Here is a 22,340-nt window from a genome sequence, read left to right on the forward strand (position 1 = left end):
GTAAATGCCATCTTAATGGTGTTTGGGGAGAATGATTCCCAATCGGCTCCTCGTCGCCTAACATACTTAAGATCTTTTCAAAACAAGCAATACCAATGGTTTTTCATTTTGCCGCGCCATCTTCATAGGGTACTACAATAGTGTGTGATGAGAGTGCTCCGACCCCACTCGGGCGGTGAAGCTTATTTCTTTCGGACGGGCGAAGCCTGGGCCGGAACTGAATTGGGGAATAGACATGGCTGCTGGTGGTACCTTGACCCTTTCGGGTGGTGCAGACGTCACCCTGTCCACCGGTACGGTTTATTCCTTCGTCCGGGGTGTCGGTGGTTCCCAGGGCCTGGTGCTTAACACCAACGGACAAACCCTCACCGTCACCAATATTGATCATATTTATTCACCTAAAGTCACGGCATCGACATCCAGGAAATTAGTAAATCTAGGCTCTACTGGCGGGAACACCCTTGGCATCACCTTTATCGATACGCTAGTAGGCAATACCGGTAGAGACACGCTGACATTTCTGTCTACTGGTAACTCGATATTGGTCAGCAATATCGAGACATTTATTGGCGCCGCCACCGGAACCGACTTCATCACTTTGTCCGGTACCGGTGGCAACACCGTTTCCATCAGCTTTATTGAATCGATGTTGGGCGACAGTGGCAAAGATGTCATGGTCTCCACCAACACGGTCGGCACGACGACGACCGTCGGCCTGTTTGAAACCATCATCGGCAATGGCGCCAATGACCTTGTTGCCAGCGTAGCCTCCGCCAATGGCAACACCATGCTGGTCATTGGTTTCGAGTATGTGATGGGTAATGGCTCAAGGACCGACGTGTTGACGCTGGGCAATGGCGGCAACACGGTGGGCGTTTCATTCGCTGACACGCTGTTTGGCGGCTCCGGTTACGACATCGTCACCAACGCCTACCAGTTTAACACGATCCAAACCCGCACCGGCGGCATGACACTGAGCGTGTCGGGCATTGAATACTTCGCCGGCGGGTCGGCCGGCCGCGATGGGCTGACTCTCACGGATGTTAACACCACCATCACCATTGCCGATATCGATACGCTGACCGGCTCCAGCGGGGGGCAGGACGTCGTTACCCTTGACGAGCGGCGGACAACCCCGATCGTCGGATCCACCGCGCTGGTTACCGCGACCAGCATGGGCACAATGCTGATCTCGCTGGTCGAAACGCTGATCGGCACGGCGCAAGTCGACGTGGTCGTGATGGGTGCCCCTGGCTCCACGTCCGGCACCACGATGAGCATCAGCCAGATCGAGACGCTGATCGGCTCTTCCACCAGTACAAGTGATTTCGCCCGCATCCGGCAAACCGGCGGCAGCACGACCAATGTGGCCCTGCTGGAAACGCTGCTGGGTACAACCGGGGCCGACATCGTCACGATGACGAAGGTCGGCAGCTTCACCAACAGCATGCTGATCCAGGATATCGAAACCCTGATCGGCAGTTCAGGTACCGACGCCATCACCTTCACCAATGCCGGCACCCTGACGGCGGCCGCCATTGAAACACTGACCGGCACCAGTGGCGCCGACACCGTTCAGTTCATCGCCGGCACCAGCACGGACGGCTGGGTTGTTGATATCGAGACCCTGACAGGCGGAAACACGGCCAACATCATCCGGCTGTCCAGCGCATCAACCATCAGCGTGGACATGCTCGGTACGCTGATCGGCTCCAGCCAGACCGACATCGTGACCTTGCGTACCGCCGCCTCCGGGCTGGAGGTACGCGCCGTGGAGACACTGATCGGCAGCAGTGCAGTTGATACGGTGCGGGTCGGCGCGGACGGGACGTCAGGCGTCACCATACTCGTATCGCAGATTGAAACCCTGGTCGGCAACGGCGCCGGCGCCGTGCAACTGGCGGGCAGCGGTCAGACAGTAACAGCCGATATGCTGTCTACCCTGATCGGCAGCAGCGGTAAGGATGTCGTCACCCTTGCCAACACTGGCAGCACCATCCAGGTAACGGCGGTCGAAACCTTGATCGGCAGCGGTGGCACCAACGCCGTTACCTTCACCGACACCCAGGCCACCATCCTTGTGTCTGGGGTTAATACCGTCATCACCGCCTCACAAACCCTGGCCCTGGCCGGTGCCAGCCAGACCATTGTCATTGGCGGTGTCACCAACATTCTGACCATGCCGGCCACCGGCGGCAGCAGCGATGTTGTCCTGCCGTTTGAAACTGTCATCGGCAATAGCGGCACCGACATCGTCACGGTCACACAAACGCAGGGCTCCACGCTGGCCGTGCAGTTGCTGGAGAGCCTGGTCGGCAGCAGCGCCGTTGAGCAGGTGAACATTATTGGTACGCATGGCATCACCATGCAGGTCAGCCAACTGGAAAGCCTCGCGGGCGGCACGGGTGTCGATGCCATTCTGTTTGGCACCAACGCTGGCACTGTGGCCGTACAGGGCATCGAAAGCCTGATCGGCAGCGATGGTCAGGATGCGGTTACCGGCGGCGGGACAACCGGTTTCACCATGGCCGTCACGGCCATTGATACCATCACCGGTAGTGCCGGCATCAACGTGATCACGGCGACCGGCAGCACGGCTACGTCAGCCGCGACCATGCTGGTCAGTGCGTTGGAAACAATCATCGGCAGTGTCGGCGCCGACAGTGTGACGCTGATCAGCGGTTCAACGTTACTTGTCTCGGCGCTGGAGACCCTGGTCGGTAACAGCGTGACCGACATTGTGACGATCGACAGCGGTGGCAGCACGATGAATGTTTCCACAGTGGAGACATTGATCGGGTCGGGCGCCGGGGTGGATGTCATCAGTTTCACCGGGAACAACAGCAATGTTCTGGTGACCGGTATCGAAAGCCTGATCGGCTCCGCCGGCCAAGAAGCGATTGCGCTGTCAAGCAATGGCAACACCGTCAATGTCTCGGCGCTGGACTCACTCATCGGCGGCGGCGGCACCGACGTTGTCAGCATGGGCAGCAATGGGAATTCGCTGGCAGCGCAACAGATCGATACCCTGATCGGTGGCTCCGGCCTGGATCTGCTTCAACTTTTGGGTACTGACCGAACGACTATCGCGGTCTCATTGCTGGAATCGATCGCAGGCGCCATTGGTGGAACCGATATTGTTCTTCTGAATAACACGAACGGCAACACGCTGGTTGTGGCGACCATCGAGACACTGATTGGCAGCGCCGGTTCGGCCGATGTTGTCGGCAGCACAAGCTTCAGTGGCCTGAGCGTGTTGATTTCGGGGGTCGAGACATTTATCGGCACCTCAAACCGTGAAATTCTGACTTTCGCCAGCGGGGGCGGCACCATGATGGTGACCGCTGTTGACAGCCTGATCGGCAGCGCCGCGATCGATCTGGTCAGTTTTACCACCACCAGCGGCACGGTCAGTGTGCAAGGGGTGGAAAGTCTGGTTGGCGGTGGCGGATCAGACCTCGCCAACCTGTATCACAGCGGCGGGAACACCGTCACGGCCACCAATGTTGAGTCCATCATCGGTGGCAGCGGAACTGACAGGGTTACCCTGGCCGGCACAACGGCAGGCACCTTCACAGTGTCTCAGATCGAGACATTGGTGGGCAGCAATGCCACGGAAACGGCAATCTTCGACAGCTTTGGGTCGACCACAACCGTCTCCATGATTGAAAGCCTGGTGGGCAACTCCTCCTTCACTGAGGTTGCCCTGCTGGTATCGGGCGGCAACACCGTCTCTGTTTCCTTTATGGATACTTTGATCGGTGGCAGCGGTGCGGACACCGCATTGATGAGCAGCAGCAGCAGCACCATGTCGGTGTCGCAGATCGAAAGCCTGGTCGGTGGCGCCGGGAACGATGCCGTTGTGCTGCGGGCCGACGGTAACACCGTCAATGCCAGCTTGATTGAAACGCTTGTCGGCGGCAGCGGCAGCGATGTCGTCAACTTGGGTGACGCCGCTGGAAGCACCGTCCGGGTCTCGCTGATCGAAAGCCTGATCGGTAACAACGGCGCAGACATTGTGACAGCCGGCAACAGCGGCTCCACGCTTGCCGTGACGTTGGTCGAAAGCATCATCGGGGGTAGTGGTATTGACCAGGCCGTCATGGGGGGCAGCCTAGGCGGTACTCTCTTTGTCGCCGGTGTTGAGAGTGTCAGCGGCAGCGACGGGGGCGATCTGGTCAGCATTGGCATGACTGCCGCCAACACCCTCGCCGTTTCCCTGGTCGAAAGTGTGCAGGGGGGCAGCGGCAACGACACCCTTGTGACGGGGCCGGGCAGCAACACATTGCTTGTTTCCCTTGTGGAAAGCATTGTTGGCAACAGCGGTGTCGACACGGTCCTACTGGCTGCCCGCACCAATGGCAATGTGTTGACAGTCCAGGGTGTGGAACGTGTCCTGGGTGCAGCGGATGCCACGGTTGATCAGGTGATCATGGCTGCGGGCGGCGGTACGCTGGCCGTCTCGCTGATTGAAAGCCTGACCGGCAGCACCGGCACAGACATCGCATCGGTCACGGGCACCAACGGCAGCACCATGATGGTCGCGTTGGTGGAAACCCTGACCGGTGGCACGGGCACAGACCATGTCACCCTGGCCGGCACTGGTGGCGGCAGCATCAGCATTACCGCTGTAGAAAGCCTGACCGGCAACAGCGGTACCGACAACGTTACCCTGGCGAGCACGGGTGGCAGCACCCTGACCGTCACACAGGTGGAAAGCATCACCGGCAATAGCGGTAATGACGCCGTGCTGATCGGCAGCACCAGCGGCAGCACCGCCACCATCGCTGTCACCCTGGTGGAAAGCCTGACCGGTGGTGACGGGTCTGATATTGCGTTGCTGTCATCGGGCGGGAACACACTGACCACACGCCTGCTGGAAACCATCATCGGCAATACCGGTCCGGATGTGGTGCAGTTCGGCAGCGGCGGTAGCACCGTCAGCGCCATCGGCCTGGAAAGCCTCATCGGTGGCGCCGGGACGGAGTCGGTCACCTTCACCGATAGCGCTGCGACAATCTTTGTCACCGGCCTGGAAAGCGTCTTTACCAATAACGCCACGCTGGCACTGGCCGGCGCGACCGCCACGGTCGTGATTACTGCCGACAGCATCCTGCAGGTACCCAGCATCAGCGGCAATACCGTCAGTGTTGACAGTTACCAGACCATTATCGGCAAGGCCGGTACAGACGTTGTCACGTTTACCCACGCGTCCACCCTGGCGACGCAACTGCTGGAAACGCTGATCGGTAACGGTGCCATAAACGTCATCACCGATACGGGTACTGACGGCTCCACCCTGTTGGTTTCCGATATAGAGACGATTATCGGTGGGACGGGCCTGGACCGGCTGCGGCTGTCGAGCAATGGCAACAGCCTTTCCGTAGCGGCGTTGGAGGCCGTGACCGGCGGTGCGGGTACAGATGTGGTCGCCACGGCTGGCACAGCCGGGTTCACCATGGCGGTGGAGTTGCTGGAAACCATCATCGGCAACGCCACCACCAATGTCATTGTCAATACGGGTTCCTTTGGCTCTACCCTGGCGGTCAGCAGCCTTGAAACCCTGATCGGCCATATCGGTCTTGGCAGCGACGTAGCCTTGTTGGACAATGGCGGCAGCACCTTGTTGGTGGGCGAGTTCAGCAGCCTGACCGGCGGCACCGCCACAGATATCATCAGCCTGACCACGCATAGCAGCACGCTGTCAGTCTCTGCGATTGAAGCAATCATCGGCGGCAGTGGGACCGATGCGGTGTTGGTGACAGACGCAGGCGGCGTCACCATGACCGTGTCGCATCTGGAAACGTTGCAGGGCGGTAATGGTGCTGACCATTTCACCCTGGGCAACGACGGTCAGACATTGATGATGGCCGGCGTCGAAACGATTGTTGGCGGCAGTGGCCGGGACGAACTGTTTGCCTATTCCGCCGGCACGACACTGACGGTCATCGGGATCGAGGCTTTCACCGGTACTGCCGGGCATGATCAGGTGACCGTTGCCGGCAACGCTGCCAATACGCTGTCGATCAGCCAGGTGGAGAGCCTGACTGGCGGCACCGGCGCTGACACGGCCCTGCTAGGCACGGGCGGCAACACCAGTGCGGTTTCGCTGATCGAAACGCTGATCGGGAACACCGGTTCCGATTACGTGCTTCTGACCGCCGGTACCACGCTCACCGCTTCGAGCCTGGAAACGCTGATCGGCAGCGGTAGCGGCAATGCTGTGACCTTCACCGACCCCGCCGCGACCATCTGGGTCGTGGGGATCGAGACCGTTCATACGCCCAACGGCACCATCACCGTCAGCGGCACCGACCTCACCAACGGTCGCTACATCATTATCAACAACCAGATCATCAATCTGCCCAGCGGCAACGATATCTCCACCTACCGAACCGTTATCGGCAGCGGTGGCGCGGATGTCGTCACCTTCACCACACCGTCGACCATGTCGGTGGAAGCCGTGGAAACCCTGATCGGCTCCAGCGGCACGGATCTTGTGTCGACCACGGGTCCGTCCGGCATCACCATGCTGGTCTCCCTGATTGAAAGCCTGGGTGGCGGCGCCGGGCTTGATCATATCACCATGGGCACCAGCGCAGGTACGATCGACATATCCCTGGTGGAAACGATCATCGGCGGGAGTGCCACCGATACAGTCCTGCTGGCAGCATCGGGCAACACCGTTGTCGCTTCCTTGGTGGAAAGCCTGATCGGCGGGACCGGCAAGGATGTCGTAACCTATGGTGGCGGCGGCACCTTTGCGTCCAGCGCTATCGAAACCCTGCTTGGCGGTACGGGCGACCAGTTTGTCACCACAACCGGCACCTCTGGCTCTACCATGCTGGTGGAAGAGGTTGAAACCCTGATCGGCGGCACGGGTATCGACGATCTGACACTGGCTGCGTCTGGCAATACTGTCAGTATGGGCGGCGTCGAGACGCTGCGCGGCGGCGCCGGCACCGACATCGTGACCCTGTCGAACCTGGGTAATACGATAACCCTTGTGTCGATAGAGACCGTGACCGGTGGTAACGGTAGTGACATTGTCAGCCTGACCTCTGGCGGCCATACGATCAGCATCAGAAATATCGAAACGCTGCAGGGTGCCGCAGGTACTGACGTTGTGGCGGTAGCAATAGGTGGCAGCACCTTCGCCGTCGCGCTGATCGAAACCTTGACCGGCAGCGCCAGCATAGAGGCAGTGACCAGCACTGGCACGGCGGGTATCACGCTGCTGGTCGACGCCATTGATACCCTGATCGGCGACAGCGGTACTGACATTGCCACACTGGTCAGTAATAGTGGCAACACCATAACCGTTGCCTTGTTGGAAACTCTGACCGGCGGTACTGGGCAAGATGCTGTGCGCTTCCAGGATGGGCGCGACACCACCCTGCGGGCCATCGCCTTGGAAACCCTGATCGGCGGCACCGGCACCGATCATGTTGTTCTGACCAGCAGCGGCACCACAACCACCGTGTCGCTGATCGAACGGTTGGCGGGTGGTGCGGGCACCGACACTGTGGCGCTGGCCGCAGCCACCACCTTGTCGCTGGCGCTGATCGAAACCCTGACCGGGTCAGCCGGGACGGATGTTGTCAATGGCACTGGCACGCTGGGTGCCACCCTTTCCATTCTCTCCGTAGAAACCATCATCGGTGACAACGGCACCGACCTGGTCACATTGGCCGGCACCGGCAACACGGTAGCAGTGGCCCTGCTGGAAACCCTGATCGCCAGCAGCAGTCTGGATGTTGTCAATTTCGCCAGCCTGGGCGGTACCATGGCGGTTTCGGGCGTCGAAAGCCTGATCGGCGGTAGTGGCACCGATGATGTGACCCTGACCGATACCGGCAATAGCGTCACGGTCCGGGCATTGGAACAATTGACCGGCAGCTTTGGTAAGGACGTCGTGACATTCTTGTCCGGCGGTAACACCACCACCGTTTCCTTGGTTGAAACGCTGGTCGGTTCCACGGGCGTCGACGTGGCACTGCTGAGCAGCCTGGGCAACAGCTTGGCCTTTGGTGCTGTGGAAAGCCTGATCGGCAATGTTGGTACGGACGTGCTGACGGCTACGCAGGGCGGCACCTATGCGGTCGCCCTGATTGAAAGCCTAGCGGGCAGCAGCGGCAACGACATTGTCAGCATCGCCAGCAGCAGTGCCACGATGGTTGTCTCGCAGGTGGAGACGCTGACGGGCGGCACGGGTGTGGCGGACACCGTCACCTTGGGTAACCAGGGCAACACCGTCCGGGTCTCCTTGCTGGAGACACTGATTGGCGGTAGCGGCAGGGATCAGGTGACCTTTGCACCGGGTGGCAACACCATCCTTGTTGGTGACATTGAAACGCTGACGGGTGCCTCAGGGACGGATGCCGTTACCCTGACGTCGACCGGCAACACCTTGGGCATGTCCCTGCTGGAAACCATTATTGGCGGCCTGGGAACGGATGTCCTTCTGGCCCTTAGCAACAGCGGCAACTCAGTCGGGATCAGCGGAATTGAAACCCTGATTGGCGGAACAGGAACAGAAGTCGTTACCGTTGTTGGTGTCGACAGCAATACAATGCTGGTCGAGAGGATTGAAACCTTCGTCGGCGGCACCGGGACCGATGTCATTGCTTTGAGTGATGGCGGCGGCAGCATAACAATACGGTTTGTCGAGACATTGACTGGCAGCAGCGGTAACGATGTCGTCACCCTGTCAACCGGCGGCCATACCATTACTGTGTCCGCCGTAGAGACCCTTACCGGGGGCAGCGGGATCGATAACGCCAGTTTGGCCAGCACGGGCAACACGGTACAGGTCTTCCGCTTGGAGTCGCTGACGGGTGGCGCTGGCGTGGATGTAGTCAGCTATCACTCCAATGGCAGCACGTTTGTCATGCGGTTCTTGGAGACGCTGATCGGGGGTGTAGGCGGCGATGCGGCATTGCTCGACAGTGGAGGCAACACACTGTCCGTCAGCGCCATGGAACGGTTGATCAGCACCGGCGAAGGGATCGATGTTGTTACCCTGGCAGCCACCAGCACCTTGGCTGTTGTTGAACGCGTGGAAACCCTGATCGGCACCAGCGGAACAGATGTTGTCAGTTCTCTGGGTACGTCGGGCGCCACCATGCTGATGTCGTCGTTTGAGACAATCATCGGCGGTACCGGCACGCATGTCGTCACCCTGGCCAGCAGCGCGACCGTTCTGGTGACATCGCTGGAAACACTGGTGGGTGGTGCGGATGCCGATCAGGTCAGACTCTCCGCCTCCGGCGGCACCCTTGCCGTTTCGCACATCGAGACCGTGACCGGTAACAGCGGACTTGATGTCATTACCAACATGGATACCAGCGGCGGCACGTTGGCCGTGACGCTGCTGGAATCCCTGACCGGCAGCGGCTCGCGGGATGTCGCTGTTATGGTCAATACCAGCAACACAGTCTCCCTCACCGGGTTTGAGGCGATCATCGGTGGCAGCGGCACCGATCTTGTGCGTCTAGCCGGCAGCACGCTGACCGCTACGCTCATCGAAACACTGATCGGGAATAACAGCAGCGCCGCGGCGATATTGACCAGCAGTGAGGGCAACACGGTCACGGCGTCTGGCCTGGAGGCACTGGTCGCCGGGGCCGGGACCGATGCCGTCACCTTGTCCGGTACCAACAACACCCGCCTGGTTGATTTTGAAACCATCACTGGCAGTGCCGGTTTGGACAACATTACGCTGGGGTCCGGCGGCAACACGCTGGTCGTCGAAGCGCTGGAAACCCTGACCGGTGGCATTGGCACCGATATCGCCACGGCAGCGGTCAGCGCGACGATGGCCGTGGCCCTGCTGGAGACCCTGACAGCCGGCAGCGGCACCGATGTCATCACCGATACCGGCACTGCCGGCCAGACCATCGCCATGCAGGGGGTGGAAACCTTGCTGGGCGGGAGCGGGACCGATGTCGTCAGGTTGATCAGCGGCAGCGGCAACAGCATGCTGATCACGCAGATCGAAACGCTGATCGGCAATAGCGGCGTTGAAAGCGTGACGCTGGGCGATGGCGGCAACAATATCCTTTTGTCCCGGATTGAGACCATCACGGGTGGTGCGGGCGCCGATATTGTGGCGCTGCAATCCACATTGGTTACCATCGACGACGTACCGACTCTGCTGAGCAGCGTTGTGGTCACCGGTATTGAAACCCTGATCGGTGACAATGGCGCGGATCTGGTGACGCTGGGCAGCGGCAACGACACAATGAGCGTGTCCCAGATCGATACGATCAATGCCGGTGCTGGTATTGACCATCTTCGCATGGCTGCCGCTGGCACCATGACCGTCACCAGCCTGGAATCCCTGACGGGCAGCATCGGCTATGACTTGGTCACCTTTGGCGGCACCGCCGGTAGCACCATCGCTGTCACGGATATTGAAGGGCTGATCGGCAGCACCGGCAGCGATGTCGTAACGGTGACCAACGCCGCCACCGGGGGCAGCACCCTGACCCTGACCCTGATCGACACGCTGACCGGTGGCGCCGGTTATGACGTAGCCATCCTGAAAGGCACCGCGGTTGACCGGCAAGAGTTGGATGGCAACACGACCGTAACCGTAACGATGCTGGAGTCCCTTGCCACTCTGACCAATGTTGAAAGCATTGTCGGTGCTGCCGGCACGGTTGATGTGGTGCGGCTCGGCGCCGGCGGCGGCACCACCCTTTCGGCCATCGGCCTGGAAACGCTGATTGGCAACAGCGGCACTGACGTGGTCACCTTCACCGATACCGGCGCCACCATCCTGGTATCCGGGGTGGAGACGGTCTATACGCCCACTGAAACCCTGTCGCTGGCCGGCGCACTGACCACGGTCACGATCTTCGTCCCCGCCACCATCCTTTATCTGCCGTCGGCAGGGGCGACGGTCAGTGTTGATGCGTTCCAGACCATCGTTGGCGATGTGGGCAAGGATGTCGTCACCCTGACCAAGACGACGGGCTCGCAGGTCGCTGTCGAACTGCTGGAAACCCTGACCGGCAGCAGCTACGTCGAGAATGTCACCATCGCCAACACCACTGGCTCCTCCATGCTGGTGGCTCTGCTGGAGACGCTGATCGGCAACAGCGGTGAGGACCTGGTCCGCCTGGACAGCACCGGCACCACCATGGCCATCACCCGGTTGGAGACGCTGCTCGGCGGGTCCGGTACGGATGTCCTGCGCGCCAATGGCACGCTGGGCTTCACCATGATGGTGTCGCAGCTTGAAACACTGGTTGGCAGTGCGGGCACCAATATCGTGAAGGCCATGGGCTCGGGTGGCAACAGCATGCTTGTATCGCTGCTGGAAACCATCGTCGGCGGCGCTGGCCTGGACATGGTCACCTTGTCCTCTGGCAGCAGCATCACCGCATGGCTGTTGGAAACCGTGGTCGGTAGTACCGCCGCCGACATGATCAGTGTCGCCACGGCGGACAATGGCATCTTCACCACCGACGGCACGCTGACCACAGTTCTGGATGGTGGGGCCGACAATGACACGCTGACCGGCGGGGCCGGCAATGACACACTGATCGGCGGGATCGGTAATGACAGCCTGACCGGTGGCAGCGGCAGCGACCTGTTCGATGTCGGGAACGGCGATACGGTGACCGACCTGGCGGAAAGCGAACAGCTACGTGTCTCTGGCAGTGTCTATAGCGAAAGCCAGATGACGATTGTCGATAGCGGCGCGAATGCCGTGCTGACCATCGATGGCGCGATCACCATCACGCTGCTGGGCCGCGCTGGCCTGACCCTAGACAATCTTTATACGCGTGAAAGCACCGGCGGGACCTTGATCAGCGTCGATACGGTCAAGCCCACGGTCACCTCCTCCAGGCCATTCAATACCCACACACCAACCGTCACCTCGATGAGTTTCGAGGTGAAATTCTCCGAGGCGGTCACAGGGGTTGATCTGGCGGATTTCGTCATTACCGACGCTTCCGGCTATGGCCGCACAGTCACCTACACCATGGCCTCGGTCACCGGCAGTGGTGACACGTATTACGTAGCGCTGGAGCGGATTGAAGGCGAGGGACAACTGCGTCTGGATGTGGTTACCGGCGGCATCCGCGACCTGGCCGGCAATATCCTATCGACCAGCTTTAATGGCAACGGGCTGCATTTCGTCGATACACGGGCCCCCACCACCATCACGGGTCAGTTCACCTCGGTTGTGGAAGGCGCGACATCGGGGACAGCGGTCGGCTATGCAAGCGCATTCGACGTCAGCACCGTCACCTATAGTCTTTCCGATAGCGCTGGCGGGCGCTTCGCCATCGACCGCAACACCGGTCTGGTAACCGTCGCCAATGGCGCTCTGATCGACTTTGAAACTGCCACCAGCCACGATATCACGGTGACGGTCTCCGACGGTCGGCTGACCGGTTCGCAGACGCTGACCATCAATGTCACCAACGTGGCCCCAGCCACACCGACCGACACCGACAGCAGTGCCAACAGTGTGGTGGAAGGGGCAGCAACAGGCACTCTGGCCGGCGTCACAGTCAGCACCAGTGATCCGGGCAGCGCCAACCTGGTCTATAGCCTGAGCGACGATGCCGGCGGCCGGTTCCAGATTGATGCCGCGACCGGTGTTGTCTCGGTGAAGGATGGCAGCAAGCTGGATTTTGAAAGCGCGACCAGCCACACGATCACCGCCTTGATCAGTGACGGCAGGACGGGCGTGGCCTTCCAGTCTTTCACCATCGCCGTCACCAATGCCCCACCGGCCACCCCAATCGACAATGACACTGCCGATAACAGTGTCGCCGAAGGTGCAGCAAATGGCACAGCGGTGGGTGTCACAGCCCGTGCGGCCGACCCCGGTCAGTCCGCCGTTACCTATAGTCTGACCAACGATGCCGGCGGTCGTTTCGCCATCGACGCCACCAGTGGTGTCGTGACGGTGAAGGACGCAACCCTGCTGGATCACGAGGCAGCGGCCAGCCACACCGTGACGGTCCAGGCCAGCGACAGCCGCGGCGGCACCAGTAACCAGACTTTCACCATAGCCGTCACCAACGTTGTCCCCACCGCACCGGTGGACAATGACGGCGCCCCGAACAGCGTGGCCGAAGGAGCAGCGACCGGCAGCCTCACTGGGGTGACTGTCCGTGCCACCGATCCCGGCGCCACCGCCGTGACCTACAGCCTGACCAACGATGCAGATGGTCGCTTTGCCATTGATGCCCGCACCGGCGCCATCACGGTCAAGGATGCCAGCAGGCTGGACTTCGAAACGGCAGCAAGCCACGAGATTATCGCCCAGGTCAGCGATGGCAGGGGCGGTGTCAGCAGTCAGGCTTTCACCATCGCCGTCACCAACATTGCCCCTACAACGCCTGTTGACACCGATATTGCGGCCAATCTGGTACGGGTCGGGGCCACGGCCGGCACAGCGGTGGGCATCACGGCCGTCGCCACAGACCCCGGTAGCACCCCCCTCACCTACAGCCTCATAGACGATGCTGGCGGTCTTCTCGCCATCGACAGCAAATCCGGTCTGGTCAGCGTCAAGGAAGGTGTGACCTGGACAACCGGCATCAGCGGTGACCGGACCGTGACGGTCCAGGCCAGTGACGGCAGGGGTGGGCTCAGCCAGCAGAGCTTCACCCTGTCCATCATGGCCCAGACCAAGGCACCCTCTGCCCCAGCCCTGGTGGCGAGCAGTGATCTTGGCCTTTCGGCGAATGACGGGATCACCCGCACCGGGAGCCTGCTGCTGACCGGCACAGCCGAAGCTGGCGCCACCGTCAACCTTTTGATCGGTGGCACCGCTACCGGCCAGACAACCGTGGCCGATGCCAATGGCGCCTACAGTTTCACCGTTGAAGCCACCACAGCCGGCACCCTGCTCTTCAGCGCCACGGCTGTTGGCAAATCCGGGCTGACCAGTGAAGCCAGCACCGCAACCAGCGTGACTGTGGATGCAACCGCACCCACAGTCACCGGCGTGGAACTTGTCGGCACGCCGGCCAGTACGGCCGGTACCCTGACCTGGCGGGTCACCTTCTCTGAACCCGTGGGCGGCGCCACGGCTGCCGGCTTCGGTGTGGCTACAACGGGAACGGCCACTGCTGCAATCGGGGCCGTCAATCTGGTCGATGGCCGGACGGTGGAGGTCACTGCCACGAGCATCACCGGCGGCGGTACCGTCGCCCTGACAGTAAACGGTACAGGCATCATCGACATTGCCGGCAATGGCCTTGGCGGATCCGTGTCCGGCACCCCCTTCATCGTGGGACAGGCGCTGATCGCCGCCACTGGCCTGTCACAGGATCTGATCTATACGGAGGATGGCGGCAGTGTCTCCCTGGCCGGCGCCAGCCTGACCCAGGCACCGGCCAATGCCGTCCTGACGGCGACCTTGACCCTGGCCGACCCGCGCCTTGGCCGTATTGATGGCGGCGGCACATACAACCCGGCAACGGGTGTTTGGACTGCGACAGGCACCCAGGCCCAGATTAACGCCGCCCTGGCGGCGGCTGGTTTTGTGCCCGTGGCCAACAATGACAAGCCGACCAGTATCTTCCTACTGATCACTGACAATGTGGTCGGTAACGCCCCCGTAGGCGGCACCATCCGATTGGTGGCCACGCCAATCAATGATGCACCGGTGGTCGGAACCGCGATTGGCGACCAGACTTTGACGGAAGGCCGGGCATTCAGCCTGACCCTTCCCAGCAGCGCCTTCACAGATGTCGATACTGGCGATACAAGGACGTTGACCGCCGCGCTGGCGGGTGGTGGCGCCCTGCCCGCCTGGCTGGGTTTCGATGCCGCAACGGGCCAGTTCACCGGTACGCCCGGCTTCCAGGATGCTGGCACGGTCAGCGTGACCGTAACCGCCACCGACAAGGCCGGCGCCACAGCCGCACAGACCTTTACCCTTTCCGTGGCCGACGTTAACCAGGCCCCCGTCGCCGTCAATGACACGGGTCGTGTCGCTGAGACGGGCGTGCTGTCCGGGTCTGGCCTGCTGGATAATGATACAGACATTGATCGGGGCGACACGCGTACGATCATCGGCGTCAATGGTGCGGCGGCAGTGGGCAGCACCTTAACACTGGCATCGGGTGCGAAGCTGCAGGTCAATGCGGACGGTACCTATATCTACGACCCTAACGGCGCCTTCAAGTTCCTGCCGACTGGCGGCACCGGTCAGGACAGCTTCACCTACAGCATCACTGACAAGGCGGGTCTGATCTCCACGGCAAGCGTGACCATCACCATTGATGGTGAGAATAACGACCCGCTGATCCAGTCGCCCAAGCAGGTGACAATCGCCAAAAACTCCGGTCCCATCGGTCTGTCCATCGACATGCCGGTTGATCCGGACGGCAACCCGCTGTCGGTGACCATTGGCGAGCTGCCCAGCAATGGTGTGCTGCAATATGCCGATGGCCGGGCCGTTGCTGGCGGCGCCGTTTTGTCGGCGATGGAACTGGCCGGTTTGACCTTCCGCGTTGATCCCGGCTTCTCCGGATCGGCGGGCCGCGTCACCTACTCGGTCAGTGACGGGCAAAGGAATGTAGCAAGCGCGGTGGATATTACCATCGCCGAGGAACAACTGATTTCCATCGCGGTGACGGACGGTACCCCGTCGGTCCAGGTGGAACCCACGACAAACGGGCTTGTCCCCTACACCTTTACCATCAGCCGCACGGCGGGCCAGACCCCCGCGACTGACGGTACTGTCAGCGTTAACTGGCGCATTGATGCGGGCAATGGGATTGACCGGTTCGACTTCGCGAACGACGCACTGCCATTCGGCACTGTGACCCTGCGCCCAGGTCAGGCCAGCCAGGACATCACCATCCTGGTGCGCGCCGATACCCTGGTGGAAGGGGATGAAACCTTTACAATTGCCCTGGATGGTCTGACATCGTCGGGCCTGGTCCTGGCCCCACGCATCAATGATCCTTCCAGCGCGAGCGGCACGATCCTTGATGGGACGCGCGACCGTCTGCCGCCGCAGGTCACCAACATTGACGCACCAGCGGGCGGCGTCCGCTTCGCTGGCGATATGATCGACATTACGCTGACCTTCAGCGAGGTGGTAACGGTCGGTGGTACGCCGTTCCTTGACCTGCTGGTCGGGAATGTTGCTCGGCAGGCCACTTATGTTAGCGGATCAGGCGGCACTGCGCTGACCTTCCGGTACACGGTGGCAATGGACGATGTCGACGGCGACGGGATCTCCGTTGCGGGCCGGATCACCGGGGCCGACGGCATCCGCGACGCGGCTGGCAACGCGACCTTGGCCGATTTTACTGTTCCCGCCAGTGCCTTTTCCAACCTCCTGGTCAATTTTGTCCGCGGCAAAACGGTAGACGGCTATATCAGCGGTGCCCAGGTCTTTGCTGACGCCAATGGTAATGGCCGGTTCGACGCAGGCGAAGCCAACGCCACCACCGATGCTGCCGGCAATTACACGATCGCCGGGGGCAGCGGCGCCTATATCATGGTTGGCGGCACCGACATTTCCACGGGCCAGCGGTTTGATGGCGTCTATGAAGCACCAGCCCGCGCCACCATTATTAATCCGCTGACCAGCGCCATAGTCGGGTTGGCCGGCAGGCAGGCCACAGTACAAGCCAATCTGGCCGCCTCGGCGCAGTTGAAAACAGCCCTGGGTATTGATGCCAGTCTGGATCTGCTGAATGTCGATCCGTTGCAGGCGGCCACGGCCAGCGGTGCCACGGCGTCACAGGTGGCCCGTGCGGTGGATGCGCAAGCAGAGGCCGTAAAGATTGCCAACCTGATCGCGCAGGGCGCGGCCGTGATGAATGGAGCGGCCACGACCACCCTGCCCCCTGGACAAGCGGGTCTCGCTATACTGGATGCGCTGGCCGATGCCATCCGTGTCCTGCCCGCCGGATCTACCCTGAACCTGGCCGACAGCTCCACGTTGGCCACCATCCTGCGGGGCGCAGCGGCACGCCTGTCCGGTGTCGATGCGGGCAGGGTGGGCAACCTGTCCGCCGCTGCCGGCTCAATCATCGCGGCCGGCAATGCCAAAATTGATGCCGCTGCCGCCATTACCGATCCGCTGGCGGCCCTTACCGCCATGGCACGTGTTCAGGTCGTGATCCAGACCGGCAGCCTTGTGGCCCTGCGGGACGGTGTCGCTGCTGGCAGTCTGGACGCCGCCCTTGCCAATCTGACAGGTGCCGGACTGGATGCCGCTGTCACGGGCGCAGTTGTGGGGACGATCATCCCCACTCGCCTGTCGATCACTGCCCTGGATGCCACCAAAGTAGAAGGCGACAGCGGCGCGACCGCTTTCACCTTCCAGGTCACCCGCACGGGCACAGACCTCCGCGCCGCCAGTGTCGATTACCGCGTCAGTGGTGATTCGGGCCTGGATGCGGCTGATTTCGGCAGCACCTTGCCAGCGGGCACCATCAGCTTCGCCGCAGGCGAAACCACCAAGACCATCACCCTCAATGTCAGCGGCGGCACCCTGGTTGAGGCGGATGAACGGTTCACCGTGTCCCTGTCCAATGCCACCGGCGGTATGGATATCCAGGTGGCGCAGGCCATCGGCACTATCTTGAATGACGACCCGGCCAGCCCGCGCATCATTGCGACCGATGGCGCCGCTGTGCTGGCTGGCCGCAGCACACTGCTGGGTGGTATTGCTGTACAGGCCGCCCGCAGCAACAGCGTGACCGTCACCCTGACAGCAACAGGCGGGGCCATCACCCTGGTCGGTCCGGCCAGCCAGAGCCGGGGGAGCGGCAGCGTAACGCTGACCGGTACGCTGGCGGATGTGAATGCCACTTTGGCCGGGCTTTACTTCACGCCCGTCAGTGGCGGCACGGCCGGATCCCTGCGCGTTGTGGCCGGTGACAACGCCGTCCCGTTGAGTGACGATCGCACCATCGCTCTGCGGGTCGCGGCCCCACCGGAGAATATTTTGCCGGTGAAACCGGTTGTGGTGGCCGGTGTGGCCGGAGAGATCATCGGCATCAGCGTCACAGACACCGACAGCCCGACCCTGACCGTCACCCTGACCCCCACCAACGGCACTGTCGCGGTCACCCGATTTGGGGATGTGACAGTAACGGAAGGTACCAATGGTGCGCTGATCCTTGCCGGCTCAACCGCCGCTATCCGGCAGACATTGGCAAGCGTCGAATTCACCGGCCTGATTGGGCAGCCTGCGGCCACGCTGCGTATCGAAACTGATGACCGCGATGCAATCACACCCAACGACAGTGATCTGATCACCATTGAAGTCCTGCAACCGCCACAGACGACCGCACCGGAGCGGCTGACCCTTCCGCGCGGGGCGGCGACCGCGATCTCCGGTGTCAGTATCGCGGACGCGGACAGCCCCGTGCTGTCGGTCACTCTGATTCCGACCGGCGGTGTCGTAGCAGTAACATTGACCGGAAGCGCCAGCCTGACGCAGGTCAGTGACGATGTCATCCGCATCACCGGCAGTGTGGCGGATATCAACGCCACCTTGGCAACCTTGCTGTTCACCTCGTTTGACACGGTCGCAACGGCGCAGTTGCGGGTCCAGACGTCGGACCTGGATGCCCGCACGGCAGACAGTGAAAAGGTCGTGACCATCACCACCGTGGATGATGTGCTGCGCCTGCCAGCATCGGGGGCAACATTGTCCGTCGACCGCTATGCCACCATCATCGGCAATAGCGGCCAAGACGTGATCACCTTCACCCGGACAGCCGGCACCACCATGGCGGTAACCCAACTGGAAACGCTGATCGGCAGTGCTGCCCGCGATGTGGTGACCAGTTCGAGTACCAACGGGTTCACCATGACGGTAGAACTGCTGGAAAGCCTGACCGGTTCCCCGGCCACCGACCTGATCTATCTGGGGGGTGCCGCCAGCAGCATGTGGTTGCAGGGGATCGAAAGCCTGGTCGGTTCTGTTGGGCGCGACACCGTTACCTTGGGGAATGGCGGCAATGACATCACGGTCACGGCCCTGGAAACCCTGATCGGCGGCACCGGCATCGACCGGGCCACACTGGCCGGCACGGGTGGGACGATTAGTGTGGAAGGTATTGATAGCCTGATCGGTGGTACCGGTCTTGATCTGGTCTTTACCAGCCCGGCGGGCGGTTCACTCTGGGCCAGAGGCATCGACGTTCTGGTCGGCGGCAGCGGCATCGACAGCGTAAGGCTGGCCGATGGTGGCAACAGCCTTCTGGTCCGTGGTCTGGAAACGCTGTTGGGCGGCTCGGGCACCGACATCGTGACCTTGGGCAACAGCGGCGCCACAATGCTGGTCAGCGGTATCGAAACCCTCATCGGTGGTGCGTCGAAGGATGTGGTTGCCCTCGGTAGCCTGGGCAGCATTGTCAGGGTCAGCGGTATCGAAACCCTGACCGGCGGCGGCGGGGCGGATATCGTGACGGTGGCTGACGGTAAACCCCTTCGCTTTGATGGGGGGGCCGGGGCCGATCAGGTCACACTCCATAACGACGCGGTGGCAGATCAGATTATCTATCGCACGTCCACTGATGGAGCAGCAGCGGGGACCAACATTGGCTTTGACCGCATCACCAATTTCCAGACCGCGATCGACAGTCTGCTCCTGGCCGGTAGTTTGCGGAGCCAGTTGGATCGCAATGGCGACGGTTTGGTTCAGGCAGCGGACCGGGCAACAGGCCAGATCAACATGGCCACGGACGAGGTGGTTCGCCTGACCACAACGGCCAACAGCCTGACCGATGACAGCCTGATCGCCATCCGCACCGCCATTGGTGCCCTTCGCAATCCACAAGTGGGGGGGAATGTGATGGTGTTGGCCAGCGATGATAAGGATACAGGGGTCTTTGTTGTGACCAAAACCAACAGCGAACAGAGCATTGCGTCCAGTGAGATCAAACTGCTGGGTATCGTCTCCAATACACGGTTGGGGACAGGTAACATCACCTTTGGGGGATGATCCATTCTGCTGACAAAGGGGGCTGACCGGTGCCAAGCTGCCGATCGGCCCCTTTTTTGTCCGGTGCCTTTGACCAGGGGCCATGACCAGCGGCCCAGACACAGGGTTATGCCGGATATAAGCGGGGGCGGGTAATTGGCTGGTGGATGAGAGTGACCTTAGGTCAGAATTTCAGGCCGGTGGCATGATGGGGACGGGGTTTGGCGCAAAATCTGGCTTTGACTTGGCAATTGACGGAGATCCACGGATGGGGCCTGGTGGGGGTCCACACCGCTCTCTGCCTTGTTGACCGTCAACAGCCGCCGCTGCTGCTGGAAAAACCAGCCTTCATCACCATGCGTCCCTCCACCCGGGAGAAACTGGAAGGCCTGATGGAGGGCTATCACCAGATCAGTGCCCTGTCGGTCAAACATGGCGGGCGGAAGCTAAAGCTCCATGACTGCACGGCCCTGCATGCCCTCGGCAACGGGTTCGTCCCCGGCCCACCCTCGGAGCTTTATCACGGCGGTGCCGGCAATATCGGCGTGATCGCGTTCGAGGACACACGGCTGGATGCCGCTACGCTGGACCGCGCGCGCCTTTATGACCGGATCATCGTCCATTCCAGCTTCAACCGGGACCTGCTACTGGATCGGGGTTTGCCCGATGTGCGGGTCGCCTTGCAGGGGGTGGACCCAACGGAAATGCCGCTTTTGCCTGCGACAGGTCTGTTCGGCGACCGGTTCGTGGTCTTTTCTGGCGGCAAGATCGAGTATCGCAAGGCCCAGGATGTGGTCCTGGCGGCCTTCCGGCGGTTCCTGGAACGTCACCCCGACGCCCTGCTGGTCACTGCTTGGCACAATGCGTGGCCGCACACTTCCGCTGACATTGCAGAATCCACGCTGACGCCGACAGCGCCGCGCATCGATAAGGCCACCTTCAAGCTGCGCATCACCGACTGGGCCGCCGATCATGGTGTGCCGGCGAAAAACTTCGTGGATCTGGGTTTCCTGACACGAGCGCAGATCGCACCCATCCTGGCCGAATGCCATGCTGCCCTGTTCCCCAACCGCTGCGAGGGAGCGACCAATCTGGTAGCGATGGAGGCGATGGCCTGTGGTGTGCCGGTGATCCTGTCAGCCAACACGGGCCACCGTGACCTTATCCGAGACGCCAACTGCTTGGCGTTAACGTTGCAAACCCCGCTGCCGGATCGTGAGGGCAGCCGGCAGGGCTGGTGCGACAGTTCAGTGGACGAAGCGCTTGCCCATTTGGAAACCCTCTATGCCAACCGCGAGGCGGCCCGCGCCATGGCCGACCGGGGTAAAATCTTCATCCGCACCGAACGGACATGGCGCGACTTCGCCGAAAACTTTATTGATGCGGCAGCATGAAGCGGCAGGGGGTGTTATCATGTCTGCACTGACCATCCTCACCGGCGGAGCGGGCTTTATCGGCTCCAACATTGCCGGCGCTCTGGCGGCTCGCGGCGAAGAGGTTGTGATCTGCGACCGGCTGGGCTACGGCGACAAATGGCGTAATCTGGCCAGGCATCTGGTAACAGGTTTTGTCGCCCCGGAAGACCTGCCCGGTTGGCTGGCGGCACATGCCGGTTCCGTGAAATCGGTAATCCACATGGGCGCCATCTCAGCTACCACTGAAACCGATGTGGACCTGATCACCGACACCAATATCAAATTCTCCAACCTGCTCTGGGACTGGTGTGCCGCGCAGGATGTGCCGCTGATCTATGCCTCGTCCGCCGCGACTTATGGCGATGGGGCGCAAGGGTTTTCCGATGATAATGATCCGGCCGCCCTGGCGCGGTTGAGGCCGCTGAACGCTTATGGCTGGTCCAAACTGGTCTTTGATCGGTTCGCGGTGGACCAGATACGCCGGGGCCGACGCCGCCCACCACAATGGGCCGGACTGAGGTTCTTCAACGTTTATGGCCCCAATGAGTACCACAAGGGCGAAATGATGAGTGTGACGGCCAAGAACTACGCCACCGCGGTGGCTGGCGGACGGGTTCGTCTGTTCAAATCGCACCGGCCCGATTATGCCGATGGCGGACAATTGCGCGACTTTGTTTATGTGCGTGACTGTGTGGATGTTGTTCTCTGGCTGCTGGACCACCCATCAACCAATGGGATTTTCAATGTCGGCTCGGGTCAAGCCCGGTCCTTCGCAGACCTGATGGCAGCCCTTTACCGTGCCGTGGGTCGGGAACCCGCTATCGACTACATCGACATGCCGGAAACACTGCGGGCCAAGTACCAGTATTTTACGCAAGCCGAGTTGGGGCGCCTGCGAATGGCGGGTTACACCGCCCCGATGACAGTGCTGGAAGACGGGGTGACAGACTATGTCGAGCACTATCTGTCACAGCCCGATCCGTACAGGTAGG

At 61.4% G+C, this 22,340-nt stretch carries 3 protein-coding genes; all 3 read left to right on the plus strand.

All coding sequences use genetic code 11. The features are described from left to right. Positions 1–235: 235 nt before the first annotated feature. The 3 genes from CHU95_RS20220 to rfaD all read left to right on the plus strand — a co-directional run bounded on the left by CHU95_RS20220 (position 236) and on the right by rfaD (position 22,339). On the plus strand, positions 236–19,954 hold the full coding sequence (locus CHU95_RS20220) for a cadherin domain-containing protein (protein ID WP_133065598.1): 19,719 nt from the start codon (positions 236–238) through the stop codon (positions 19,952–19,954). A 200-nt stretch (positions 19,955–20,154) separates the two neighbouring features. Continuing rightward, positions 20,155–21,327 (plus strand): glycosyltransferase family 4 protein, encoded by a 1,173-nt coding sequence (locus tag CHU95_RS20225; RefSeq protein ID WP_094458161.1) that lies wholly within the window; start codon positions 20,155–20,157, stop codon positions 21,325–21,327. Positions 21,328–21,355: 28 nt separating this feature from the next. Beyond that, positions 21,356–22,339 (plus strand): ADP-glyceromanno-heptose 6-epimerase, encoded by a 984-nt coding sequence (gene rfaD / locus CHU95_RS20230; protein ID WP_207762590.1) that lies wholly within the window; start codon positions 21,356–21,358, stop codon positions 22,337–22,339. Position 22,340: the final 1 nt, after the last annotated feature.

The sequence above is a fragment of the Niveispirillum lacus genome, from assembly GCF_002251795.1.
Lineage (GTDB): Bacteria > Pseudomonadota > Alphaproteobacteria > Azospirillales > Azospirillaceae > Niveispirillum > Niveispirillum lacus.

Coding starts and splice junctions, on each gene's coding strand:
- CHU95_RS20220 (WP_133065598.1), top strand. CDS start 236: ATGGCTGCTGGTGGTACCTTGACCCTTTCGGGTGGTGCAGACGTCACC.